The sequence below is a fragment of the Paucibacter sp. DJ2R-2 genome (assembly GCF_025717675.1).
Classification (GTDB): domain Bacteria; phylum Pseudomonadota; class Gammaproteobacteria; order Burkholderiales; family Burkholderiaceae_C; genus Paucibacter_A.
This window is the reverse complement of sequence record NZ_JAJIRT010000004.1, coordinates 264928-290181: the sequence shown is the minus strand read 5'-3', so window position 1 is coordinate 290181 and position 25254 is coordinate 264928. Positions and strand designations below refer to the sequence as shown.

The window sequence follows — 25254 nt, the reverse complement described above, 5'->3', positions numbered from 1 at the left end:
AGCCGACCCGCGAACCATGAGCCCGGCGGCGGGACGAGCCACCGCAGCGTGAGCGATCCGCACACGGGTCGACCGCAGGGTTCTGCTCCCCGCCACTGGGCCCAGGTGGTTCTCGCCGTCCCGGCAAAGAAAAGCGCCCCAGAGCCATGACAGACTCCAGGGCGCAGATCACCGCCCAGGATCGGGCGATGAGTGAGCCAGCGGTTCAGCGGTCTACTTCTTCGCGGCCGCCTCCAGACCCGGCACATGCTCCGCACCGGTCACGACTTGCGCGGTGGACTGGCGCACGGTCTCGCCCAGGGGCTCGACACGGCCACCCAGGCATTGGCCCAGGAAAGCCTCGGCCACGGCGTTGAAGCCGATGCGGTTGTTGGGCTTGTTGAAGCCGTGGCCTTCGTCGGGGTAGAGCACGTAGGTGACCGGGATCTTCTTGGCTTGCATGGCCTGGACGATCTGGTCGCTTTCGGCTTGCTTGACGCGCGGATCGTTGGCACCTTGGCCGATCAGCAGGGGGCGAACGATCTGGTCGGCCTTGTAGAGCGGCGAGGCGGCGCGCAGGATGGCCTTGCCTTCCTCGGTGGTCGGGTCACCCATGCGGCTGTACATCTGCTTGCGGCCGGCTTCCCAGTAGGGCGGGATGGTGCTGAGCAGAGTTTCCAGGTTGGAGGGGCCGACGATGTCCACGGCGCAGGCAAAGGTGGTGGGGGTGAAGGCAACGCCGGCCAGGGCCGCGTAGCCGCCATAACTGCCGCCCATGATGGCGACCTTGTCCTTGGTCGTCACGCCTTGCTTGACCGCCCAGTCCACAGCGTCCAGCAGATCGTTGTGCATGGCCAGGCCCCATTGCTTGTTGCCGGCATTGAGGAATTTCTTGCCAAAGCCCGTTGAGGCGCGGAAGTTGACCGCCAGCACGGCATAGCCACGGTTGGCCAGCCACTGGTGGTAGCCGTTGTAGCCATGTCCATCACGGGCCCAGGGGCCGCCGTGCACGAACAACACCATGGGCACCGGCTTGTCGGCCTTGCCGTCGCCGTTCTTGTCGGCGTCCTTGGGCAGGGTCAGGTAGCTGGGCAGGATCAGGCCGTCGCGGGCTTTGATCTCCACGCCGTGCATGTCCACCAGGGGCGCGCCCTGCAGCTCCGGGCGGGCGACGTAGAGCGCCTGCAGCTTCTTGGCCTTGCGGTCGTAGAGGTAAGTGGCGGCGACCTTCGACACCGGGTCGATGCCGACGATCCATTTGTCGTCATTGCGGGTGCGGCTGGCGACATAGACCTCGCCCTTGCCCAGCTGCTTTTGCAGCCAGTCAAAGTCGGCTTTGAGCGCTTTGTCCAGGAACTTCCACTCACTGTTCAGGTACTCGACGGCATAGGCCTGCACCACGCCGCTGGCCGGGTCACGCAAGGTATCGCCGAGGTCGGCGCGGGCGTCCTGCGCCAGCACGGTGCGCTTGCCGCTGGCCACGTCCTCGGCGATCACGGCGGTGGTGTCGCTCTCGCGGGAGTCCATCCAGTACAGGGTCTTGCCGTCATGGGTGAAGCCCAGGGGCGAGGTGCTGCTGTTTTCCAGATTGGTGCTCAGATAGGGCTTGTCTTCGACCTTGCCGTCTTGCACCTTGAAGAAGTCCATGCCGCCGGCGGCGTTGGGGCGCAGGGCCAGGCGCAGGTTCAGATCGTTGTCGGCCTGGAAGCCGGCATAACCATCCGCCTGCATGACCAGCTTCAGCTCACCGGTCTTGAGGTTGAGCAGGTGCACATCGTGCCAGCGTGGGTCGCGGTTGTTGATGCCGACCAGGATCTCATCGACTCGCCGGGTCGAGAAGCCAGTGGGGCGCACGCGCACCTTGTCGAAGGGCGTGTAGTCACGCTGTGCGCCGGTCTTGATGTCCACGCCGTAGAGGTGGAAGTTCTCGTCGCCGGCGTTGTCCTTGACGAACAGCACCTGCTGGCTGTTGCCCGACCAGAAATGGCCGGGGATCGGGCGGTCCTTGGATTCGGTGATGGACTTCGCCGCCTCGGGCTTGTCGGCCGGCGCCACCCAGACATTCATCACGCCATTGACAGGCGCCATCCAGGACAGCCATTGGCCGTCCGGACTCAGCTGGGCGCCGCTCTTGACGGGGTTGCCGAACAGGGCGGAGCGCGCAATCAGCGGCGTTTCAACACTGGCCTTGACTGCAGCCGCCGCGATGGCGTTCTGGGACAAGGTGGCGGCCAGGGCCAGACTGGCCAGGGTCAGCAAGGAGGGACCGAATGCGCGAACCGTAGAAACAGAAGCAGAAACAGACGATGTCATGTGCACCTCAGAAAAAAGAATGGCAGAAACGTTGGGGTCGAATCCTGGCGCGGCGCCGGGCCCGACGGGGAACTGCAGGCTCGCAGCATAGTCACACTTGCATAGCCTTCACCCAGCTGCCGGGACAGACGGAAGCTTGGCCGCGATGAGCTGCGGATCGGCATGGTTGGAGTGGCCAGCGTTGCAGACTGTTCGCATCCCGTGGCGCTGCGCCCTGGCTTATGCTGGCACCCGCCACTTTGCCCACGAGTTTTCGCCATGCTGCAGCTCTATATCGCCAACAAGAACTACTCATCCTGGTCTCTGCGCCCCTGGCTGCTGTTGACGCAGCTGGCGATTCCTTTCGAGGAGCGCTTGGTGGTTTTTGGCCAGGCGCCGGGCAGCGCCGGTGATTACCGCCTGTTTTCGCCGACCGGCCGCGTGCCCTGTCTGCAAGATGAAGGCTTGACGGTCTGGGATTCACTGGCCATCGTCGAATACTTGGCCGAACTGGACCCGCGGGTCTGGCCCCAGGACCGCGCGGCCCGCGCCTGGGCGCGCAGTGCCTGCGCCGAGATGCATTCCGGCTTTCAGCGCCTGCGCGACGTCTGCACCATGAACTGCGGCTTGCGTGTTCAGGTGGGCGACTGGTCGCCTGCCCTGTTGGCCGATTGGCAGCGCATCGAAGCCTTGTGGCTGGAAGGCCTGAGGCGCTTTGGCGGCCCCTTTCTCGCCGGCCCAGCCTTCACCGCAGTCGACGCTTTTTTCGCCCCTGTGGCCTTCCGGGTGCAGAGCTACACACCGGCCTTGAGCGAGCCCGCGCAAGCCTATGCCCAGCGCCTGCTGGGTCTGCCCGCTATGCAAGCCTGGTACCGCGCCGCTCTGGCCGAGACCTGGCGCGATGAAGCACACGAGGCCGAGGCCCGCGCGGCCGGACTTTGCTTGCAGGATTTGCGCGCGCCGGCGCAAGCCTGAGGCGCGCGCACGGAAGAATCTGGGACGATGCGGGTCTGATCGATCAGCCCGGAGCCCCATGCCTGTGAGTTCTTCTCAGCCCCTCAACCCTCTCGTAGCGCCCAGCAGCACGGCGCTGGATCGCCCTGATCTGGAGCAGTTCGCTCGCGCGGACGGCGGCTTCTCCGCCGCCTTCATCCGCGCCCTGGCGGCGCTGGCTGCGGCCGATGGATTTGTCACCCTGGGAGAGTACGAGTTGGTGTCGGCCTTGGCGGCGCGCTTGCAGGACTCGGCCTTGGGTGCCCATGCGGCCTTGCGCGCGCTGGAGTCGCCGCTGGAGCAGAAGGCGGCGTTCGCCCAGCTCAGGCGGGCCAGCGCCGAGGCGCCTGAGGCGCAGCGCCGCCAGGCCTTTCTCGATGCCCGGCCCTTGCTGCAGCTGCAGGGTGAGCAGGCCTACAAATTTGCCCAGGAGCTGGCCCAGGCCTTGCTCTTGCCCGGGGAGGAGTTGCCGCGCCTGGCGGAATCGCTGGGCCCCGCGCCTTCGCTGTGGAAGACCGTCAGCCGCCAGTCGGCTCGCCTGTTCGGCGGCCGGCCCTTGCTGCCGGCAGCGCAGACGGCGGCGCGGCTCTCGGGTGATGTGGATCTGGCCTTGGGCGTGGGCCGTTATCTGGACGGCGCCAGCAGTGAGCAGGTCTTGCAACAGGGCATGAGCTCCAGCCTGAGCGTGCTGGCTCGGCGGCTCAGCGAGTTCGAGCGCGGCTTGCTGGCGCCGGTTCCAGATGCGGGTTCGGCGGCCGCCTATGCGCAGCGGGTGGAGCAGCTGTTCCAGCAGGTGGGCCAGCGCCTCGCCATGGTGGAGGCGCGCATCGCCCATGAGAAACGCAGCTTCGAGGAGGACTTCGAGGAGCTGATCCACGACGCCGGCAATGCCGTCGAGCTGCAGATGCTGGAGCGCCTGCGCACCGACGACTGGACCGAGCACAAGGTCTGGGCCGAGATGGCGCGTTCGACCTTTGCCAAGGAACTCGAGCGCCGCCTGGACCGCGCCGCCCGCCGCCAGGAAGGGCAGCTGCGCCTGCTGAAGGAAGAGCTGCGCCTGTTCCGCGAGGAGTTCAGCCTGGTCCATGCCAGCGTGCTGGAGCGTCCGCACCACAGCCAGCTGCGCCGCCTGATGCCGGCGCTGCAAATCAGCACGCGGCTCAAGAATTCCACGGAGAGCGCGGCCGAGCTGACCTTGGGCGCCGGTGCCGTGGCGGCGGCCGGCTCGGGCGTGGCCGTCTATGCCTTGGGTGCAGCGGCCGTGCTGCCGGTGATCGCGCCGGTCGTGCCGCTGGCCGGCGGGGCTTTGTTGGTGGCAGGCCTGCTCAAGTGGATGATGGACAAGGCCGGCCGCAAGGACGAGGAGCTGCGCCACAAGCGCGAGGCCTTCGAGGCGGCGCTGCGCGAGCGCCTCACAGCCATGCGTGCCGACAGCTTTGCCCAGCTCGACACCCTGGGGCAGGAGTTCCGCGCCAGCGCCAACGCTTTGTTGCGGCCATTGCTGCTGGAGGCAGAAGCGGCGCGCCAGCTGCCCGAGACCGAGCGCAGAGTCGCCCAGCGCGTGCTCAACGACACCCGCCAGGCCTTGCAGGCCCTGGGCGCGCCGGCCGCGCCAGAGGTCTGAGCCAGGGTCGGGTCAGCCCCAGACCTGGGCCTCGCTCCAGCCCAGCGCGCGGAACTCTTCGGCGCGCAGATCCGCCTCGCCGGCGCAGAAGAACTCGTCCAGCTGAGGTGGCTTGACGGCGGTGCCGGACAGCATGGCGTGGACCTGACCGCGGTGGTGGATCTGGTGCTGCAGCAGATGGGAAAGCAGGCGCGTGCGGCTGTCCTGCTGCGCACCGCCGGGCCGGGCGATGGTGACGATGCGGCCCAGCTCGCCGTCGCGCTGGGCCGCGCAGTAGGCCAGCAGGCGCCGGTCGACGGCGGCCTGCTCGCGCTGCAGCTCGGCGGCGCTCTGAAACGGCTCGTCGACAGCAAAGAACTGGTAGCAGTCCGGGTGCGGCGCCTGGCCCGCCAGTTCGCGCTCCAGCGCGTCGACATAGAACCAGTCCACGCAAAGGTTGTGGTTCAGCGTCGCCTGGATGCTGGGAAAAAAGCTGCAGCGTTTGGCTTGCAGCTCGGCCTGGCTCAGCCGGGCGCAGGCCGCCAGCAGACGGTGGTTGGCCCAGGCATTGTTGTAGGCCATGCTGAGCAAATGGTGAGACAGGGGATCGGTGTGGGTATCGGGCTTCATGCGTGTCTCCTCAGGTTTCAGCGGGGTGCCAGACCCAGGTCGTCCAGGCGCAACAGGGCTTCGCTGCGGCGCTCGCGGGCGATGTCGCGCCAGTCGCGGTCTTCCTGCGCACCCATCAGGGCATACAGAAGATTGAGGCTGGCCCCGGGCCATCGTGACTTGAGCTCGGCATACAGTGCGTAGGCATCCTGCTGGCGCAGCTGGGCCAGGTCGTGGATGCCCAGCGCTGCGAGTTGCTCCTGGCTGCGGGGACCGAGGCCGCGCATGCGCGTCACGCCATCGGCGTGCAAAGCTCGACCAGGCTGCCGTCCGGGCAGCGCACATAGGCGACGGTCTGGCCCCAGGGCTTGGTGACCGGTTCCTTTAGCGGCGTGGCGCCGGCGGCGACGGCGCGGGCGAAGGCGGCTGGCACATCGTCGGTGCTCAAGCCGATCTCCATGCCCAGCGGCCGGGCACTCTCAGCCGCCGCCACATAGGGCTGGCCGACGCTGTCCAGCGCGGTTTCGTGGTCGACAAAGGCCAGGGCCGTGGCGCCAGTATCCAGCTCGCCGTAAGCGCCCGATTCATGCAAGAAACGCTGCTTCAGGCCAAAGGCGGCCTCGAAGAAGGCCAGAGAAGCAGCCACATCGGCCACGTAGACAATGGTGTAGGCATAGTTCATGCAAGGGTCTCCTCAAGGCTGCTCAACAGGGCCTGGGCATCTTGCCAGGATGCTGCTGACATGGGCTGTCAGCAGCGGCCGTGGCTGTATTCACCTGCCGGCTTTCACGGAGCCGGGGCGCCCTTGTGGCAGCATGGGCGGTGGCGCGAGGCGCCGCAGCGAAAAGAGCATCAGACGATGGGATCAGCGTGAGCAGCAAGTACAGAACGGAAAACATGGGGGGCGAGGAGGGGCTGGCGCGACACTCGCGGCGCCGCTGCTTGAGCGCTGGTATCAGCCTGGCTTTGCTGAGCGCCTGGAGCCCCGTGCTCTGGGCTCAGGCTGCGGCAGCCCAGGAAGGCGCGGCCGCGCCGCTGAAGATCGCCCCGCTGGCCTTCGAGCGGCGCATCCTGGCCAATGGCCTGGAGTTGATCGCCTTGCCCCAAGCCGGTGCCACGGTCAGCGTGCAGCTCTGGTACCGGGTCGGCGGCAAAGACGACCCGGCCGGCCGCAGCGGTTTCGCGCATCTGTTTGAACACATGATGTTCAAGCGCACCCGCTACATGGCCAACGAGCAGTTCGACCGCATGACCGAGGATGTCGGCGGCAGCAACAATGCCTTCACCGCCGATGACATGACGGCCTACCACAGCGTCGTGCCGGCCAACCATCTGGAACCTCTGCTCTGGGCCGAGGCCGAGCGCATGTCCAATCTGACCGTGGACCAGGCCAATTTCGACAGCGAGCGCGCGGTGGTCAAGGAAGAGTATCGCCAGCGCGTGCTGGCCGAGCCCTATGGCCGCCTGTTCAATGCCGTGCCGCGCCTGGGCTATCTTCAACATCCCTACCGCCGCCCGGTGATCGGCAGCATCGAGGAGCTGGACGCCGCCACCGTGCAGGACGTCAGCGCCTTCCATGCCCAGTACTACCGGCCGGACAACGCGGTGCTGATCGTCACCGGCGCCTTCGACCCGGTGCAGCTGAACCGCTGGGTCAATCATTACTTTGGCAGCATCCGCCCGCCCAGCAGCCCCGTGCCCCGCGTCCAGGTGGCCGAGCCGCGGCGCGCGCGCGACGAGCTGCACCAGCTCAAGGCACCCAATGTGCCGCTGCCGGCGGCCCTGCTGATCTGGCAAGGCCCCAAGGCTTCGAGCGCCGATGCGCCGGTCTGGCAGGTCGCGCAAGGCCTGCTGGCCATGGGCGAGTCTTCGCGTCTGAACGAGAGCTTGGTGTATCGCGAGCAGCTGGCGCAGAGCGCCGGCTTCGAGGCCCAGCTCAATGCCGATGCCGGTCTGCTGGTGGCCCATGCCATCGCCGCCGGCAAGCAGAGCGCCGCCGATTTGGTGGCGCCGCTGACGCGCGAGTTGCTCAAGCTGGCCGAGGAGCCCATCGCCCCGGCCGAGCTGGAGAAGGTCAAGGCCCAGCTGCTGACCGCTGCTCTGATCCGCCGGCAGACGCCGCTGGGCTTGGGCGAAGTGCTGGGTGAGGCGGCTCTACTGCGTGGCGATGTGCAGTGGGTGAACCGCGAGTTGAACGATTTGCAGGCCGTCACGGCCGCCGATGTGCAGCGGGTGCTGAAGCGCGATGTGCTGCGCGGTGCGCGCGTCACCGTGCTGTACGAGGCCGATGGGTCGGCGAGCAAGAAGAAGGGGGGCAAGCCATGAGCGCGCTCGCAAGGCTGTGGCGCCCCGCGGCGCAGGCTGCCTTGGTGGCCGCACTGGGTTGGCTGCCGGGCCTCGCTACGGCTCAGGTGGGTTTTGATTCGCCGCCCCGGCCGGCTTCGCCCCAGGCGCTGGAGCTGCCGGAGTTCAGACAGTCTCGCCTGCCCAATGGCCTGGGCCTGGCCGTGGTGGAGCGGCACCGCCAGCCTCTGGTGACGGCCATGCTGCTGCTGCAGACCGGTGCCGTCTATGACCCGCCGGGCAAGGCCGGTCTGGCCGAGCTCAGCGTCGCCATGATGGGCAAGGGCGTGCAGCGTGGCGCCGTGGCCGTGCCGGCGGCCGAGCTGGCCGCCGCCGTCGAAGGCTTGGGTACACAGCTTGAGATCGGCAGCGGCGCGCGCAGCAGCCAGCTCGGCGTGACCGTGGCCAGCAACCGCCTGGACGCCAGCCTCGGCCTGCTGGCCGAGATGCTGCGCAGCCCCAGCCTCAGCGAGGAGGAGTTCGCGCGCATGCAGGCGCAGGCTGCCGATGCCCTCAAGCTGGGCCGCTCCGACCCCGCCCAGCTGGCGGCGCAAGTGGCGCGCCGCCTCTACTGGGGCGACAGCCCGCAGGGCCGCCAGGCGACACCAGCCACCCTGGCGCGCATCCAGCTCGACGATGTGCGCGCCTTCCACCGACTGCATCTGCGGCCCGACCGGGTCACCCTGATCCTGGCCGGGGACATCGACCCGGCCCAGGCGCGCGCTTTGGCCGACAAGCATTTCGGTAAGTGGCGCGCGCCGCGCACGGCCCTGCCGCAGATGCCGGCCCTGGCTCCCAAGCCCCTGGCCACCAAGACGGTGCTGGTCGACCTGCCCGGTGCGGGCCAGAGTGCGGTGCTGGTGATGGCGCCGGCCGCCGCGCCCAGCCCGGTGCCGCTGGCCCAGCTGCAGCCCGAGACGCAGGCCCTGGAGGTGGTGACTCAGCAAGCCAATGCCCTGGCCAACACGGTGCTGGGCGTCGGCTATTCCTCGCGCATCAACCAGGAGGTGCGCATCAAGCGCGGCCTCAGCTATGGCGCGGCCAGCGGCATCGAGGCCTTGCCGGGCGGGGCGGTGCTGATCACCAGCGCCCAGACCAAGCATGAGAGCGCCGGCGAGGTGGCCGCGCTGATGCAGCAGGAGATCCGCCGCATGGCCGCCGAGCGCGTGCCCGACCCTGAATTGGTGGCACGCCGCGCGGTGCTGATCGGCGAGTTCGGCCGCCAGCTGGAGACCACGGCCGGCTTGGCCGGTCTGGCCGCTGATGGCCTGATCCGCGGCCGCCCCCTGGCCGAGCTGAGCCGGGTGCCCGAAGAGCTGGCGGCGTTGGACGGCGAATCGACCCGGCTGCTGGCCAGCCGCCATTGGCAGGCCGAGCGCCTGCGCACCGTCATCGTGGCCGATTTCAAACAGGGCGGCTTGGCCCTGCGTCAGCAGTTCCCCGATGCGCTGCTGCTCAAGGCCGAGGAGGTCGACCTGGCCAGCCCGACGCTCAAACGCGGCGGGCGCAAATAGAGAGCTGCCTCCGCGCCCGCAGGCAGGGCCAGCCAGCGGCGCCGGCTACAATTGCGGCGTCATTGGGGAGTAGCCGCTGCAGCCACCCCGGCTGCCGGCCCGCGTCAACACACTTGGTCGAGCGTTCGACCATGGCGCGGGCAGTGTCGAGGTTTGCGCCACACGCAAGACCTGACCCCTGGCAAGACCTTTGACCACCCACACCTGCTTTGCGGCCGGCGTGTGCGTGGTCATTGGTTCCTTACATGCCGGCCGCAGGAAGAAAAGTGTTCGCCCTCTATGGAAGCCTTCCTCGTCTCCACCGGCATCGTGGCCCTCGCTGAAATCGGCGACAAGACCCAGCTCCTGGCCTTCTTGTTGGCCGCGCGCTTTCGCAAGCCGCTGCCCATCATCCTCGGTATCTTCATCGCCACCGTGGTCAACCACGCCGGCGCCGGCGCCCTGGGCGCCTGGATCACCGCGCAAGTCAGCCCTTCCGTGATGCGGTGGGTGCTGGGCGTGGGCTTCCTTGCCATGGCCGGCTGGACCCTGATCCCGGACAAAATCGACGAGGAAGAGGAGGGCGGCAAGGGCCTGAAGCTGGGCGTGCTGGGCACCACCATCGTCGCTTTTTTCCTGGCCGAGATGGGCGACAAGACGCAGATCGCCACCGTCGCCCTGGCCGCGCAGTACCAGGCCTTTGTGGCCGTGGTGGCCGGCACCACCCTGGGCATGATGATCGCCAATGTGCCGGCCGTGCTGCTCGGCGAGCGCATCGCCGGCCGTATTCCGGTGCGCCTGGTCCACGGCATCGCCGCGGCCATCTTCGCCGTGATTGGCCTGGCCACCCTGGCCGGTGCGGGGCAAAGCCTGGGCTTTTAATCGCAGGGGCGTTGCGGCCCCGCGCCAGCCTTGTTGCGAGGCAGAGAACAGGGCTGGTCACTGCGCGGCTTTGCTGGTTCAATGGTCCGGCATCCTTCGGCTTTCTCAAGTTCGGCGCCAGGGCGTCGAAACCAGAAGTCTGATGGAGCCGTGTTCGGGGTGTCTGAGCCACCTTCGAACGAGCATGATCGCCAGGGGAGTCAAACAATATGACGGTGCGTTCTCATGTTTTGCTGGTCGATGACGACGAGCTGACCTTGCAAATGTTGGAAGCCACGCTGGAAGGCGACTTCCAGGTGAGCCAAGTGACCAGCGGGGCCGAGGCCTTGGCCCGCTGCCAGAGTGATCCACCCGATCTGGTGGTGCTCGATGTCGATATGCCAGAGATGGACGGCTACGAGACCTGCCGCCAGCTCAAAGCCGGTGGCGCCAGCGCCGAGATTCCGGTGATCTTCCATTCCGCGCGCACCAGCATCGAGGAGCGCTTGCAGGGTTACGCGGCCGGCGGTGCAGACTACCTGTCCAAGCCCTTCGACGCGCCCGAGTTGTTGGCCAAGATCAACCTGGTGCTGGCCCACCGCGACCGCCAGCGTGAGCTGAGCGGTCAGCTCGACGAGGTGATGAATGCCGTGCTTTCTTCTGCCGATATGGTGGGTGAGGCCGGCGTGGTGCTGGAGTTTCAACGCCAGTTGGTGGTTAGCGACAGCTATGAGGCGGTCGCGCGCGCCATGATCGAGGCCTTGCAGCGCTACGCCTTGGACGGTTGTGTGCGCATCCGTGCTGGCAGCGAGGTCTACTCCGGCAATGCCAAGGGTCCCTGCAGCGCGCTGGAGAACTCCATCCTCGATCATCTGCAGAGCCAGACCGAGGGTCAGCGCATCCGCCCCTTCGGTCCTCACACCGGCTTTTCTTATGGACGTGTGGTGCTGTTTGTGCGTGATTTGCGCATGGATCGAAGCGCCGACATGGACCGCGCCGAGTCCGAGCGCATGGGCCGTGCCATCGACAATGTCGCCTTGCTCGTGGAAGGCGCGGTGCAGCGAGTCGGCGCATTGGAGGCCGTGGTGGCCACCAAGGATCTGGCCGATGTGCGCCATCTGGTCAGCATGACCCGTGATGCGCTGACCGATATTTCGGCCCGCAATCAGGCGCAGCGTGAGGAGGTCAAGCAAGTCTTTGGCAGCCTCAACGCCGAGGTCGAGAACAGCTTTCTACACCTGGGCCTGAGCCAGTCGCAGGAAGACCACCTGAGCAGCATCATCAAGCAGCATCTGGAGGCGGCCATGGGCGCCCTGGGCAAGAGCCAGGAGGTCGAAAAATTCCTGGGGCGTGTGATCCACAAGCTCAGCCAGCACTCCGCCTGAGCCAGGGCCGGGCTTGCGCTGACCTTCGCCCCCATGTTCGCGCCCTCCAACGCTCGCAAGCCCGAGGCCTTTGACGAGCCTTCCGCCATCGAGCCGCCGCTTGATGCGGCGCAGCAGCAGTCCTTGCAGGGTTTCAGGTCGCGGCTGGACGCGGTCATGGCGCGCAATGCCCGGGTCTTTCTGGCCCTGGTGATGCTGGGCGCGCTGGCGCAGATCGCCAGCACATTGAGCGAGACCTCCTTGCCCTGGCCCGCGCGCGTGTCGCGCATCGGCACCAGCTCGGCGGTGCTGTTCATATGCCTGTGCTCGTTGGCATTTGCCATGCGCTGGGGCGCACGGGTGGCGGCGGCTTTCTTCAGCAGCGCCTTGCTGCTGGTGCTGTTCGGCGCAGCGGCTTGGTACGGCAATGGCGTGCGCTCCTCCGGCATGTCCGGCGCGCTCGCCCTGGTGGTGGTCTTGGGCATGATGGTCGGCACCAAGGCCGCCGTGCGTGGCACGCTGGCCGCTGTTCTTGGCTATCTCACGCTGTGGCTGCTGGAGCTTCAGGGCGTGCTCCCCGGCCTGAATGCCAGCAACACGCCACCGCTGGCCAGCTATGCCGTGGTCTTCAGCGTGTCGGCTGGTTTGATTGGCTGGCTGGTGCTGCGCTACGGATCCCTGTTCTGGGAGGTCACGCATTCGCTCGAGGGCTCGCGCCGTTTGCTGGCCGACACCGTGCGCGCGCAGCAGAAGGTGGCCCATGAGCTGCGCGAAAGCGAGGAGCGCCTGCGCATGCTGCTGGACAGCTCGCTGACCAGCATCCAGATCCTCGAAGGGGAGAGCGGCGCCTTGCGTTTCGCCAATGCCCAGACGCTGGAGAAATACGGCTGCGAGCGGGCCGCCGACCTGGACACCGCGCTGATGCACCCGGGCGGCCTGTATTCGAAGGCGGCCTTGATGGTCTGGGTTCAACGGACGCTGAACGAGGGCCCCCAGTACTTCGAGTGGCAGTCCCGCCGGCGCGACGGCGAGCCCATCTGGTGGGACATGAAGATGGACCGCATGCAGTTGGCCGGCCAGGCCTGTGTGGTGCTGTTCGGTCATGACATCACCGCCCGGGTGCGTGCCGAAGCCGAGTTGCGCGTGCAGCAGGGCCGGCTGGAGGACGATGTTCGCCTGCGCACGGCCGAGCTGCAGGCCGAGAAACAGCGCATGCAGGACATCCTCGAAGCCCTGCCCATCACCCTGAGCATTCGCGATACCGCCGGCCATTACACCTTGATCAACCGGGCCTTCGAGCTGGCCAGCGGCTTCAGTCGCGAGCAGGTGCTGGGCCGCACGCCGGCCGGCTTGTTCACGCCCGAGGTGGCCGCCGAGATTGCCGAAAGCGACGCCCAACTGCTGGCCGGCAGCCTCAGCCTGAGCAGCGAGCGGCAGATCCAGCACCCCAAGGACGGCCCGCACGACTATCTGCTGACCATGGTGGCCTTGGTCGATGCGCGCAAGCAGCATTACGGCATCCTGAACTTGGGCACCGATGTCACCTCGCTCAAGCGCTTGCAGCGCGAGCTCAGCCTGGCCAAGGACGAGGCTGAGCGCCTGGCGCGCGCCAAGAGCGATTTCCTGGCCAATATGAGCCACGAGATCCGCACGCCGCTCAATGCCGTACTGGGCCTGGCCCAACTGGGCGTCAGCCGCAGCAGCGACCCGCTGGCCAGTCGCAACGGTTTCGAGCGCATCGTTCGCTCGGGCCGTCATCTGCTCGGGGTGATCAACGACATCCTCGACTATTCCAAGGTCGAGAGCGGCAAACTCGACATCGAAAGCCTGCCCTGCAATCTGGTGCACTTGGCCAAGGAGGTGATCGACCTGGTGTCCGAGCGCGCCGACGCCAAGAACTTGCGCTTGCGCATGGAATACAAATGCAGCTTTGACTGGGTGGCTTTGGATTCGCTGCGCGTCACCCAGATCCTGGTCAATTTGCTAGCCAATGCCATCAAGTTCACCGACAAGGGTCGGGTCACGCTGGCGCTGGAGGCACAACAGGACTGGCTGCGCCTGTCCGTCACCGACACCGGCCTGGGCATTGCGCCGGAGCAGCAGGCGCGCATCTTCCGCGCCTTTGAGCAGGCCGACAGCTCGACCACACGCCAATTCGGCGGCACCGGCCTGGGCCTGAGTATCAGCAGCCAGCTGGCGCGCGCCATGGGCGGCGAGATCGAAGTGGACAGCGTGCTCGGACAAGGCTCCTGCTTCACCCTGCGTCTGCCTTTGCAGCGCGTGGATCCCGCCCTGCTGCCGGTCGGTGCCACGGTGCCGGCCGTGCACCTGGGGGAGCCGCCGGCTGCCGCCGGCGCCAGCCTGCAGGGCTTGCGGCTGTTGATCACCGACGATGTCGACATCAACCGGGAGATCCTGCAGGACATGCTGACCGTGGCCGGCGCCGAAGTGATCAGCGCCGACAGTGGCGCGCAGGCGATCACTCGCCTGCGCGAAGCCGGCCCGGCCGGCATCGACCTGGTGCTGATGGATGTGCAGATGCCCGATATGGACGGTTACGAAACCACCCGCCGCCTGCACCAACTGGCGCCGCAGCTGCCGGTGGTGGCCTTGACCGCCCATGCCCTGGCCGAGGAGCGCCAGCGCTGCCTGGCCGCCGGCATGGTGGCCCATATCAGCAAGCCGATCGACCAGAGCGAGCTGATCCGCACCCTGCTGAAGCTGACGGCCGAAATGCCGCGCCGGGGCGCTGCGTCGGCCCCCGGTGGCGAGCCGCTCACGCCAAGTGCGGCCGTCGAGCGGCCGGCCGCGCCACCGGCCATCAGCACCTGGCCGGAGCTTCCCGGTACCGACTTTGAGTCCGCATTGGCCCGCTGCGCGGGTCGGCATGAGCTGCTCGCCAAATTGCTCGGCACCTTTGCCAAGCAATACGCCCAGCATCAGTCGCTGTTCGAGGAGGCGCGCATCACCGGCTTGGCGGCCCTGGGCAGCGCCGCCCACCGGCTCAAGGGCCTGGCCGGCAATCTGGGCATGGTTCGCCTGGCTGAGCTGGCCGCGGCTTTGGAGCAAGCGACCGGGCCGCGCGGTGAGCCGGCTCAATTGCCCGAAGCCTTGCTGGCCCTGAACCGGGAGCTCGGGCCCCTGGTCGCCGGCATTCAGGCCTGGCGCCAGATGAACGGCCACCCGCCGGGCTGAGTCCGCCGTGAGGCGGGCATCCTGGCTAGGCCGCATCGATGGACTTGTCATGTGCGGAAAGTCATTCCCCCTGAATTGAGGCGATGCGAAAAGGCAACTCGAAGGGTTTGCCCCCGCACGACTGGACCGGACTGGGGAGAAGAATCCTGCCACCGCACCATCCGCGTGTGGCCTTGCGGCTTGGGCCGGCAGCCTGGCTGACGGTCCGAGTCCACTGCACATGATTCGAACAAAGAAGGAGAGTCGTATGTTGAAGAAGAAACGGTTGTGTACCGCTCTGGCATTGGTCTATGCCAGCGGACTGAGCTTGATGGCGCCCGCCATGGCTCAGGAGTCTTTGGAACGCGTGTCTGTCACCGGTTCCTCGATCAAGCGTCTGGATTCGGAAACCGCCCTGCCGGTGACCGTGGTCACGCGCGCTCAAATCGAAGCCAGCGGTGCCACCAACACCGAGGAACTGCTCAAGCGCATCTCGGCCAACTCCGCCATGCTGTCCGACACCGGTCAGGGCACGGGTTACGGCACCTCCAATGCCAATCTGCGCGGCATGGGCCCCAATTCCACCTTGGTCCTGCTGAACGGCCGCCGTCTGGCCAACCACCCGTTCGGCAATATCGGTGGCGCGGCTTCAGTCGACTTGAACAGCATTCCCTTTGCCGCCATCGACCGTATCGAAGTGCTGCGTGACGGCGCGTCGGCCATCTATGGCAGCGACGCGATTGCCGGCGTGATCAACTTCATCACCCGCAGGGACTATCGCAACGGTGAAGTCTCGGTGCGTTACGGCAACACCGAAGCCGGCATCGGCGGCGCGGAAAAGGGTGCCACCCTGGCCGTCGGCTTTGGCGACATCGCCAGCAACGGCTTCAATGTGCTGCTGACCGCCAATGTTCAGAAGAACACCCGCTTGCGCGCCATCGACCAGGGCTTCTACAACCGCGGCGTCGACGAAGTGCCGGGTTCCGACAAGCCCTCGTCCAGCGCCCCGTTCCCGGGCTATATCGAAGGCCTGATCGGCCCTGGTGCCTATCCTGAGTACCCAGCCGACCCGCGCTTCACCCCCTGCGGTGAACCGACCTCCTTCATCGTCGTGCGCGGTCCCTCGCCCAACGGGCTGGAGCGTCGCACCTGCCGCTTCATCTTTGCGGCCACCTTGGACAACCTGCCTGACCAGGACAAGGCGGATGTGTTCGGTCGCGTGACCTTCAACGCCGCCAAGGATCACCAGCTCTTCGTCGAGGGCTCGTTTGCCCGCAACCAGGGCATCGGTCGCGTTGCACCGACCCCAATTCGCGAAGGCTTCGGCCCCTTCAACGCCGAGAAGTTTGCTTTCGAGCCGGTCCTGATGCCGGTGACCAGCAAGTACTACCCGCGCGAGCTGCTGACCAAGCTGGGCTATACCGTGCCCGCCACCGGCATGGCTGGCATTGCCTTGCGCGCCATCCCGGCCGGCAACCGCATCAGCGACAACACCAACACCCAGAAGCGTTTTGTCTTCGGCTCCACCGGCGTGCTCGCAGGCTGGGACTACGACACCGCCATCAATGTGGCCCGTGCCGAAGGCCTGCTGGACTACAAGGGCTATATCCATGAAGGCCGCTTCCTGAAGGCGCTTGCCACCGGCAATCTGAACCCCTTCGGCCCTGGCGACGCGACGCATGATGCGCTCTGGGCTTCGGCTGCGATGGAAGGCAAGATGCGCGAGTCCTCCAGCACCACCACCGCCTTTGACTTCAAGGTCACCAAGGAGCTGATGGCCATGGCGGGCGGCAATATGGGTCTGGCCGCTGGCGTGGACCTGCGCAATGAGAAGGCCGATGACCGGCCGCTCAACGCCGACTATGCTGCCGGCCAGCACATCGGCGGTGAAGGCACAGTGCCCGCCACCAAGGCCTCGCGCAATTTGAAGGCTTTGTTTGCCGAACTGTCCCTGCCTTTCGCCAAGGGTTGGGAAGCCGGTCTGTCCGCCCGCTATGACAAGTACAGCGATTTCGGTTCCAGCTTCAACCCGCGCGCCACCATGCGCTTCCAGCCCAGCCGAGAGCTGATGATGCGAGCCGCTGTGGGCACAGGTTTCCGTGCGCCGACGCTGTGGGACGTCAATTCGCCTCCGTCCTTCGGCAACACCGCCGACAGCGTGGAAGATCCCCTGTGCCCGGATCCGACCGAACTGGCCGGCCGCTGCAATACGCAGGTGCCGACCAAGTCCTCTGCCGCGCCCAATTTGAAGCCTGAGAAGAGCCGTCAGTTCACGGCCGGTGTGGTGTTCGAGCCGGCCAAGGCCATCTCGATGTCCCTGGACTACTACAACATCCACAAGAAGGACACGATCGGCGTCATTGCTGCCGACACCTTGCTGACCACGCCTGACCTGCTGTCGCGCTATGGCAGCCGCGTCAAGCGCAATGCGCAGAAGTTCATCCTGTTCGTGGAAACGCCGGTCGACAACCTCGGCGATCTGAACATTTCGGGTGTGGACGTGGACGTGCGCGGCCGTTTGAACCTGGGTGAAGGTGGCCGCTTGAATCTGGGAGTTGCTGGCTCCTACGTGATCAAGTACGACGCGCAGAAGTACGCCGGTGGCCCGACCGGCCACTTCGCCGGCACAGGTGGCGACAGTACCGTGGCCCCGGTGCCTCGCTGGCAGCACACGGCAACGGCGGAATGGCAATACAGCACGGTCAGCCTGACGTTGGAGCATGTCTACACGCGTGGCTGGTTGGAGTCGGCCGCGTCAGTGGATGCCAATATTGGCGTCAATGCACCGCACCAGGTCCGCAACAGCGAGCGAGTCAATATGTCGGTCGCCTACAAGGGCATCAAGGGCGTGACCGCTCGCCTGGGCGTGCGCAATGTGTTTGACGCCGAGCCGCCTTATGTCGCGTCTTCGTCCTACGGTTCGCATGCAGCCGGTTATGCCGCGTCATTCACCGACCCGCGCGGTCGCTTCTGGTACGGCAGCCTGAGCTACCAGTTCAAGTAAGCACCGTCAGCGTTTGACCCGACCCCGCCCCGGCCTCGTGCCGCGGCGGGGTTTTTTATTCTCGACCCGGATTCAGGGGGCGCTGACCTGACGCACGGCATGGTCCCATTCGGCCATGCGCGCGGCCGCGCGGCTGCGGTCGGCGCTGGGTTCGAAGCGTCGCTCCGCTTGCCACTGGGCGCTGAGTTCCTCCAGGCCGGCATAGACGCCGCAGCTCAGGCCGGCCAGATAGGCCGCACCGAGGGCTGTGGTTTCGATCACGCGCGGTCGCACCACGGCGATGCCCAGCAGATCGGCCTGGAACTGCATCAGGAGGTCGTTGACGCAGGCGCCACCGTCCACGCGCAACTCTTGCAGCGGGGCGCTGCCGGCGGCATGGGCGTCGCGGCTCATGGCTTGCAGCAGGGCGGCGCTCTGGAAGGCGATGCTTTCGACCGCGGCGCGGGCAATGTGGGCCTGCGTGCTGCCGCGGCTCAGGCCGAGGATGGCACCGCGTGCCTCGGCCCGCCAGTAGGGCGCGCCGAGGCCGGTGAAGGCCGGCACGAACATCACGCCGCCGGCATCGGGCACGCTTTCGGCCAGGCTTTGCACGGCGCCGCTGTTCGGGATGATCTTCAGTCCGTCACGCAGCCACTGCACCACGGCGCCACCGATGAAGACGCTGCCTTCGAGCGCAAACTTGGGCGTGGCAGTGGTCTGGGCGGCACTGGTGTTGATCAGGCCGTTGGCCGAAGTCTGGAACTGCGTGCCGGTGTGCATCAGCATGAAGCAGCCGGTGCCGTAGGTGTTTTTGGCCATGCCGGGATGGAAGCAGGCTTGGCCGAACAGGGCCGCCTGCTGGTCGCCGGCGACGCCGCCGATGGCGATCTCGCCACCCAGGTGCTGGGCCGCCACGCGGCCGAAATCACCACTCGACGGGCGCACCTCGGGCAGCAGTGCGGGTGGAATGTTCATCAGGCCCAGCAACTCCTCGTCCCAGCGATTGCGCTGCACGTCGAAGAGCAGGGTGCGCGAGGCATTGCTGACATCGGTGGCGTGCACCGCACCGGCTGTGAGATTCCAGATCAGCCAGCTGTCGATGGTGCCGAAGGCCAGCTCGCCGCGCTCGGCCCGGGCGCGCGCGTCGGGGATGTGGTCGAGCAGCCACTTGAGTTTGGTGCCGGAAAAGTAGGGGTCGATCAGCAGGCCGGTCTTGGCCCGCACCATCGGGGTCAGGTCTTGCGCGCGCAGCTGGGCGCAGAAGGGCTCGGTGCGGCGGTCTTGCCAGACGATGGCGCGGTGAAGGGGCTGGCCGGTCCGGCGGTCCCAGAGCACGGTGGTCTCGCGCTGGTTGGTGATGCCGACAGCGGCGATGTCGCTGGCGCGCAAGTCCGCTTGGCGCAGGGCGGCTTGGGCCGTGGCCAGTTGGCTCTGCCAGATCTCCAGCGCATCGTGTTCGACCCAGCCCGGTTGCGGGAAATGCTGGGCAAATTCCTGCTGGGCCATGGCCACGATGCGGCCGCTGCGTTCGAAGACGATGGCGCGCGAGCTGGAGGTGCCCTGGTCGAGAGCGAGCAAATACGACATGGCAGCAAGCCCTTGGCTTAGAGTCCGGGGATGGACCATTTTGACGTACTGGTGGTGGGCGGCGGCATCAATGGCGCCGGCATCGCCCGCGATCTTGCGGGCCGGGGCTGGCGGGTGCTGCTGGCCGAGGCCTCGGACCTGGCGGCTCACACCTCCTCATCGAGCACCAAACTGATCCATGGTGGCCTGCGCTACCTTGAGTACTACGAGTTCTCCCTGGTTCGCAAGGCGCTGCAGGAGCGCGAGCTGCTGCTCAAAAGCGCCCCGCACATCATGTGGCCCTTGCGCTTTGTGATGCCGCATGACCGAGCCATGCGGCCGGCCTGGATGATCCGCATCGGCCTCTTCCTCTACGACCACCTGGCCCGGCGCGAGTGGTTGCCCGGTTCCAGCGGTTTGCGTCTGCGCGGCAGCCCCTTGGGCGCGCCGCTCAAGCCCGAGTTCGAACGCGGCTTCGTCTACTCCGACGGCTGGGTCGATGACGCCCGCCTGGTGTTGCTCAATGCCCTGGACGCGCGCGCCCGGGGAGCTGAGATCCGTACCCGCTGCACAGTGACGGCGGCGCAGCGCGAAACCGCGGCCGAGGGCGGTGGTTGGCGCGTGAGCTTGAGCGAGGCCGGCCTGGAGCGTCAGGTCCATGCCCGCGCCCTGGTCAATGCCGCAGGTCCCTGGGCCGAGACCTTTCTGCGCCAAGTGGCTCGGCCGGCCGCGGGAGAGCCCCTGGCGACCAAAAGCCTGCGCCTGGTCAAGGGCAGCCACATCGTCGTGCGCCGCCGCTTTGACCATGACCATGCCTACATTTTTCAGAACCCCGACCGGCGCATCATCTTCGCCATTCCCTACGAGGGTGAGTTCACCCTGATCGGCACCACCGATGTGGAGCTGCCCGATGACGCCATCGCCGGCTTTGCCAAGGCCGAGATCGAGGCGCAGGAAGTCGCTTACTTGTGCGAGCAGGCCAGCCGTTACTTCAAGGAGCCGGTACGTCCGGATCAGGTGCTGTGGAGCTATGCCGGCGTGCGTCCTCTGCTCGACGATGCCTCGGGCGACGCCAGTGCGGTCACGCGCGACTATCTGCTGGAGACCCATGGTGATGGCGCGCCCTTGCTCAGCGTCTGGGGCGGCAAGATCACCACCTTCCGCAAGCTGGCCGAGGATGCGGCCGATCTGCTGGGCGAGATGCTTGGAGACGCACGCCCGGCCTGGACCGCTGCGGCCTGCCTGCCCGGCGGGGATTTGTCCGCGTGGATCGGTGCGCCGAAGCGCCCCGACCGCGATTTCGAACGCTTTGTGCAAGCGCTGCAGGCGCGCCACGCCTACCTGCCGCCGGCCCTGGCACGGCGCCTGGCGCGGGCCTATGGTTCACGCGTGGATCTGCTGCTGGGAGCAGCGCGCAGCCTTGCCGAGCTGGGTATCGAAGTGGCGCCCGGCCTGTTCGAGGCCGAGCTGCACTATCTGTGCGAGCAGGAATGGGCGCTCGATGCAGAGGCCGTGCTTTGGCGACGCTCCAAGCTGGGCCTGCATTACAGCGAGGCCCAGCGGGCGGCGGTGGCGGCCTGGATGGCCGCCCGAAGCCGCTAAGGCTTAAGCCGCGCGCTGGCGACGCGCCAGCAAGCCGATCACGCCCAGGCCTGCCAGCAGCAGGGCATAGCTCTGCGGTTCCGGCACAGCGCTGACCGTGGCGATGCTTTGGCCGCCCAGCAGGCTCAGCGTGGTGCTGGCGGGCGCACCGGCGTCGGCCGGCATCAGGTCGATTTGGAACAGCGCGCCGGCGGGGTTGCCGAGGTAGCTTTGCTGGTCGCCGGCCAGGAGGCCGAGGCTGAAGGTCGTGCCGACCTGGCCCGGTGTGCTGAAGACATCGCCGCTGAACGTCAGGTCAAAGCTGAAGTTGCTGCCCAGCTGGATGGCGTGGAACAGGTCGTTGAAGGCGCTGCCGTTGCCCAGGATGAAACCATCGGCCAGGTTGCCCGAGGCCTGGCCTTCGAGGAAGAGCTGGCTGCCGAAGTTGCCGCTGAAGTTGCTGATTCGCACTTGAGCAGCCGGGGCCGGGCTCTGGCCGGGGTTGAACTGGAAATCCAGCCAGCCGCTGGCGCCGGCCCAGGCGGCCGTGTTGACGCTGGCATGGAAGCTGGTGTCGGCCCAGGCCGAGGTCGCGCAGAGGGCGCTGGCGGCCAGGGCCAGATTCAGGGCGCTGCGTTGCAGGGCGGGGAAAGAAGAAAACTTGTTCATGAGATGTCCTTGAGAGCTGCGTGCGCAGCAGATCAGAAGCTGCCGGAATAGAGGCGGGCGCTGTAGTTCAGGCCCAGCTTGCCGGGGTTGCTGATGCTCAGCGGCACGGTGATGCGGGCGCCGTCTGGCAGGCTGGCGGCGTTCAGGCTGATGTAGGGCAGGCCATTGCGGATGCCGCTGGCATTGACCAGGGTGACGCCGGCCGGCAGGCCCTGGATCACCAGTTGCAGCGGGCCAGCCAGGGCCGCGTTGCTGCTGTTGCTCAGGGTGATGCTGCCGCTGTAGAGCTGGGTGACGCGGTTGTAGACCAGGCCGGACTGGCGCAGGCTGACACTGGCCGTCACGTCCAGCACATTGCTGACGTTGAAGTTCACCGGGCTGGCGCTGCCGACATTGCCGGCTGCATCCACGGCCTCGACGCTCAGGACGTGGCTGCCGTTGCTGAGGCTGCTAGAGGCGATCTGCAGGCTGTAGGGCGCGCTGCTGGCGCTGCCCTTGAGCTGACCGTCGACCCGGAAGTCGACGCGCGTGACGCCGATGTCGTCGCTGGCTTCGGCTTGCAGGGTCAAGGTGCCGCTGTTGCCGGTGACGCTGGCGCTGACCACCGGGGCCGTGTTGTCCACCACCTGATTGACCCAGATCGGCGCCGACCAGAGGATCTTGCCGTCGTTCTGGGTGACCTTGGCGTAGTAGAAGTGCTTGCCGACCGAGGGCGTGAAGTTGTTGACCGCGCTGCTGGACAGCTCGGTGATGGTGCCGTTGCGCTGCGGCACACCTTCATAGATCTTGACCGTGGCGGCGCTCTTGCCGGCGCCCGGTGCGTAGTTGGCGACCAGGTTCAGCGGGCCGGCGTTGGTGAAGGTCTCGCCCATCAGACGGCCGTTGGCCGTCAGCACCAGCTGCGAGGTCTTGTCCATGGTGGCGAAGACGCGGCGGGCCTTGATGGCTTCCATGAAGGAGTCCATGGTCAGCGGCGTGCCATTGGGGATCAGGATGCCGTTGCGGTTGATCGAGGACGCACCCCAGTTGGCGCAGTGGTTGTCCTGGTTGGTGGTGAAGGCGATCTTGAAGCCGGCCTCCAGGGCCTTCTTGCACGCGCCTTCGTAGCCGCTGTTGCCGTTGTCGCTCTCGTTGGTGGTGTTGGAGAAGGCGGGCGTGTTCATCACCTCGCACAAGGCCATGGCTTGTTCGCCGTCCGGCGTGTAGCCGAGGGCGACGCCGTTGACCAGGTACTGGCCGGAGCTGGCCGGGTGGTTGAACTGGCCGATCAGGCCGCGCTGAGCCATCAAGGTGTAGAGCTTGGCGGCGTTGTTCTTTTCGGTGAAGACATCGGCCAGCAGCTCGCCATTGGCGTTGTATTCCCAGCCCAGCAGGTCGGGCGAGTTGAGGATGTTCAGGTGGCCGCCGCCGCTGATGGTGCCCCACTCCATGCCGTAGACGCCGAGGAACTTGGGATTGGCGGCATTGAAGTTGCGCGCTGCGGCCAGGCCGGCCTTGTACAGGTCCTTGGCGTAGGCCGGGGTCTGGCCGGTGTTCGTGCCGGTGGAGCCGTCGAACATATGGTTGTGTTCGGAGGTCAGCAGGATGTCCAGGCCGCGCTCCATGGCGTACTGGTAAGCCTGGGCTGGGCCCTGGCCCATATTCGATTGCGGGTTCTGTTCGCCGCTGCAGTTGCCGATCGGGCCGCCGCCGTCGCTGTGGCCGGTTTGGCTGTGCAGATTGCCCAGGTAGACGGTGTAGGGCAGGCCGCCGGTGACCGGTGCGGCCAGCGCTTTTACGCCGGGCTTGCTAACCTGCTTGGCCGCCGCGGCCTTGGAGGCGGTGGTCGGCATGGGGCGGAAGGCGGGCATCTGCGGCGGCGCGACGTAGCCAACCTGCATATCCCAGGTTTGCTCGACCAGCTCTGCATCGGCGGCGCTCAGATTGGCTTCGACAAAGTCAGCCATCACGCCCACGGAGGGCAGTTCCTGCGCTTCCACCGAGGAGGCGGTCAGGCGAACTTGGTAGACGCCGTCGGCGGCGGCGATGCCGTTCTGGCGGCCGGCCCAGTCCACCTTGACTTCGATCTCGCCTCGGACCAGGGTCTCGACCCCGTACCAGCGCTGGGCCACTTGGCCTTGCGGGTCGAGCAGTTCCAGGCGCCAGGACACGGTCTGGGCCAGTGCGACCTGCGGGTACTCGAACTTCAAGATGAAGCTGCGGGCCTCGGCGATCGCCTTGGCATCGGCCCGGTAGGGCACGTAGAGGCTGGCTTCAAACTCTTGGTGGTCGGGGCTGAAAGGCCCGGACACCGCCATGCCGGCGGCAGAAACGCTCAGCAAAAGCGCGATGGCGCGCGGGATGTGTTTGAGCAGGGAGGCGTTTCTGGGCATGGTGGTTCGACCTGGCAAAGTGGCGCGGCGCAGTGGCGGCGCGGAAATCGGGCAATCGCCGGCAGCGCCTGCGCTGTGACAGCACAGGCGCCCCGGTTTGAAAAAAAATGGTGAGGCAGCGCGGCGGTGGGCCGCGCCGCTCACTCACCGAGGGCAGAAGGCTCAGGCAGCCTTGCGACGGCGGGCGATGAAGCCCACGCAGCCCAGACCGGCCAGCAACATGGCGTAGGTCGAAGGTTCCGGCACGGCGCTCACGGCCTGGATGCTGACGTTGTCGATGGCCAGACCGTGGTCATTGCCGGCGTCGTTCTTTTCGACCCAACGCACCCACAGGGTGTCGCCGGCGGCCCAGGTGGTGCTCACTTCACCACCGCGGCCGGCCACCAGGCCCGCGCCGTTGCCGTCAACAGCAGCAGCGGTGGCGCCGACCACCGGCGAAGTGAAGTCGAAGTTGCCGCCCGGGGCGGTCCAGCTGGCGACGGTAGCGAAGCTGGCGCCGAAGCCATATTCCAGCACCATGGTCTGGGCGGCGGCGTTGCCGCCATTGCGCCATTGTTCGCCGTCGAAGGCGAGCTTGAAGCCGCTCAGTGCTGCACCGGTGTCGTTGTTCAGGGCGACGGCGATCCAGCCGGCCACGGTATTGGAAGCCGGCGAACCGAAGTAGGTACCGCCCGAAGCAGAGCCACCCAGGGCGCGCTCGGCCACGCCAGCGGCGCCGTAGCTGCGGAAGCTGCCGGCGTTGGAGCCGCCGTTGTCAGCGGTGTAGGTGGCGATGGCCACGCTGTCCTTGTTGAACAGGCTCCAGCCGGCCAAGGTGCTGTCGTTCGCCCAAGCCACGGCGGCGCTGCCGCTGTTGGCCAGGCTGTCGAAGGACTGGGTGTAGGTGCCGCCGGTGCCGGCGACAGAGATGTCCGCATGGGCGGGCACAGCGGCGGCCAAGGCCAGAGCCAGGGCGAGGGAAGTCTTTTGGATCAACATGGTGTGGTTCTCAGCAAAGGTTGAACAAGGATGTGAAACAAGATTGCAGTACGTGATGCGACGGAGCCGCCTTCAAAGACCGGTTTCCAGGACGGTACTGGCCTGCCAGGTCGGGTCATCGCCGCCGCGCGCTCCGCAGAGCAAGCCGCCGCGAGGCTCGCGCCAGGCAGTTCTAGCAAGGGCATTTGCAAGACATCTGTACGCCTGAATCCAAGCTGCCAAACGTTTGCGAATCATGGAAAAAGAAAGAAGACGGTCTCCTTGGTGGGCATTCAGCACGAGGGGCAAGACTTGACCCTTGTTGACTGAGGCCCGGAGCGCCTTCTCACGCTTCCACTCCTCCAGCACTTTTCCGTTGGTCAGCATACCCAAGCGCCCGTGACAGTCGCGTGTC

At 66.7% G+C, this 25254-nt stretch carries 18 protein-coding genes and 1 riboswitch; of the genes, 9 read left to right on the top strand and 9 right to left on the bottom strand.

What is annotated here, in order from left to right:
• Window positions 1–213 precede the first annotated feature (213 nt).
• Window positions 214–2292, bottom strand: a complete 2079-nt coding sequence (locus tag LNV28_RS12620) for a S9 family peptidase (RefSeq protein ID WP_263517897.1) — start codon at window positions 2290–2292, stop codon at window positions 214–216.
• Window positions 2293–2550: 258 nt separating this feature from the next.
• Between LNV28_RS12620 and LNV28_RS12615 the strand changes: the two genes are divergently transcribed.
• Window positions 2551–3246 carry a glutathione S-transferase family protein gene (locus tag LNV28_RS12615; protein ID WP_263517896.1) on the top strand — a complete coding sequence of 232 codons (696 nt, stop codon included), beginning with the start codon at window positions 2551–2553 and terminating at the stop codon, window positions 3244–3246.
• A 64-nt stretch (window positions 3247–3310) separates the two neighbouring features.
• Window positions 3311–4888, top strand: coding sequence for a hypothetical protein (locus LNV28_RS12610; RefSeq protein ID WP_263517895.1), 1578 nt, complete (start codon window positions 3311–3313; stop codon window positions 4886–4888).
• Window positions 4889–4900: 12 nt separating this feature from the next.
• On the opposite strand, the gene LNV28_RS12605 is transcribed toward LNV28_RS12610, so the two are convergent.
• Genes LNV28_RS12605 through LNV28_RS12595 form a run of 3 tightly spaced genes read right to left on the bottom strand, consistent with a single transcriptional unit; the run spans window position 4901 to window position 6158 of the window.
• Window positions 4901–5497 (bottom strand): DinB family protein, encoded by a 597-nt coding sequence (locus LNV28_RS12605; protein WP_263517894.1) that lies wholly within the window; start codon window positions 5495–5497, stop codon window positions 4901–4903.
• A 17-nt stretch (window positions 5498–5514) separates the two neighbouring features.
• Window positions 5515–5763: a TfoX/Sxy family DNA transformation protein gene (locus tag LNV28_RS12600; RefSeq protein WP_263517893.1), complete on the bottom strand. Its 249-nt coding sequence runs from the start codon at window positions 5761–5763 to the stop codon at window positions 5515–5517.
• A 5-nt stretch (window positions 5764–5768) separates the two neighbouring features.
• The gene (locus LNV28_RS12595; protein ID WP_263517892.1) at window positions 5769–6158 is read right to left on the bottom strand and encodes a VOC family protein; all 390 of its coding nucleotides are present in this window, start codon (window positions 6156–6158) and stop codon (window positions 5769–5771) included.
• A 260-nt stretch (window positions 6159–6418) separates the two neighbouring features.
• Here LNV28_RS12595 and LNV28_RS12590 point away from each other — a divergent pair, with 260 nt between their 5' ends.
• The 6 genes from LNV28_RS12590 to LNV28_RS12565 all read left to right on the top strand — a co-directional run bounded on the left by LNV28_RS12590 (window position 6419) and on the right by LNV28_RS12565 (window position 17715).
• The gene (locus LNV28_RS12590; RefSeq protein WP_263517891.1) at window positions 6419–7801 is read left to right on the top strand and encodes a M16 family metallopeptidase; all 1383 of its coding nucleotides are present in this window, start codon (window positions 6419–6421) and stop codon (window positions 7799–7801) included.
• Window positions 7798–9333: a M16 family metallopeptidase gene (locus tag LNV28_RS12585; RefSeq protein ID WP_263517890.1), complete on the top strand. Its 1536-nt coding sequence runs from the start codon at window positions 7798–7800 to the stop codon at window positions 9331–9333. The genes LNV28_RS12590 and LNV28_RS12585 overlap by 4 nt, the downstream gene beginning before the upstream one ends.
• Before the next feature lie 47 nt (window positions 9334–9380).
• Window positions 9381–9525, top strand: a riboswitch (yybP-ykoY riboswitch).
• 87 nt (window positions 9526–9612) lie between these two features.
• Window positions 9613–10194, top strand: coding sequence for a TMEM165/GDT1 family protein (locus tag LNV28_RS12580; RefSeq protein WP_263517889.1), 582 nt, complete (start codon window positions 9613–9615; stop codon window positions 10192–10194).
• Window positions 10195–10403: 209 nt separating this feature from the next.
• A complete protein-coding gene (locus LNV28_RS12575; protein WP_263517888.1) occupies window positions 10404–11558 on the top strand; it encodes a response regulator in 1155 nt (384 codons plus the stop codon).
• A 33-nt stretch (window positions 11559–11591) separates the two neighbouring features.
• A complete protein-coding gene (locus tag LNV28_RS12570) occupies window positions 11592–14732 on the top strand; it encodes an ATP-binding protein (RefSeq protein ID WP_263517887.1) in 3141 nt (1046 codons plus the stop codon).
• Window positions 14733–14979: 247 nt separating this feature from the next.
• Window positions 14980–17715 (top strand): TonB-dependent receptor, encoded by a 2736-nt coding sequence (locus LNV28_RS12565; RefSeq protein ID WP_263517886.1) that lies wholly within the window; start codon window positions 14980–14982, stop codon window positions 17713–17715.
• A 72-nt stretch (window positions 17716–17787) separates the two neighbouring features.
• Here the strand turns inward: LNV28_RS12565 and glpK are convergent, their stop codons facing one another.
• On the bottom strand, window positions 17788–19281 hold the full coding sequence (gene glpK, locus LNV28_RS12560; RefSeq protein ID WP_263517885.1) for a glycerol kinase GlpK: 1494 nt from the start codon (window positions 19279–19281) through the stop codon (window positions 17788–17790).
• 30 nt (window positions 19282–19311) lie between these two features.
• Here glpK and glpD point away from each other — a divergent pair, with 30 nt between their 5' ends.
• The gene (gene glpD / locus LNV28_RS12555; RefSeq protein WP_263517884.1) at window positions 19312–20862 is read left to right on the top strand and encodes a glycerol-3-phosphate dehydrogenase; all 1551 of its coding nucleotides are present in this window, start codon (window positions 19312–19314) and stop codon (window positions 20860–20862) included.
• 3 nt (window positions 20863–20865) lie between these two features.
• Here the strand turns inward: glpD and LNV28_RS12550 are convergent, their stop codons facing one another.
• From LNV28_RS12550 to LNV28_RS12535, 4 genes are all read right to left on the bottom strand, one after another.
• On the bottom strand, window positions 20866–21510 hold the full coding sequence (locus tag LNV28_RS12550; RefSeq protein ID WP_263517883.1) for an NF038129 family PEP-CTERM protein: 645 nt from the start codon (window positions 21508–21510) through the stop codon (window positions 20866–20868).
• Window positions 21511–21542: 32 nt separating this feature from the next.
• Window positions 21543–23882: a CehA/McbA family metallohydrolase gene (locus LNV28_RS12545; protein ID WP_263517882.1), complete on the bottom strand. Its 2340-nt coding sequence runs from the start codon at window positions 23880–23882 to the stop codon at window positions 21543–21545.
• 162 nt (window positions 23883–24044) lie between these two features.
• A complete protein-coding gene (locus LNV28_RS12540) occupies window positions 24045–24860 on the bottom strand; it encodes a PEP-CTERM sorting domain-containing protein (protein WP_263517881.1) in 816 nt (271 codons plus the stop codon).
• A 72-nt stretch (window positions 24861–24932) separates the two neighbouring features.
• Window positions 24933–25226: a hypothetical protein gene (locus tag LNV28_RS12535; RefSeq protein WP_263517880.1), complete on the bottom strand. Its 294-nt coding sequence runs from the start codon at window positions 25224–25226 to the stop codon at window positions 24933–24935.
• Between the last annotated feature and the right edge of the window lie 28 nt (window positions 25227–25254).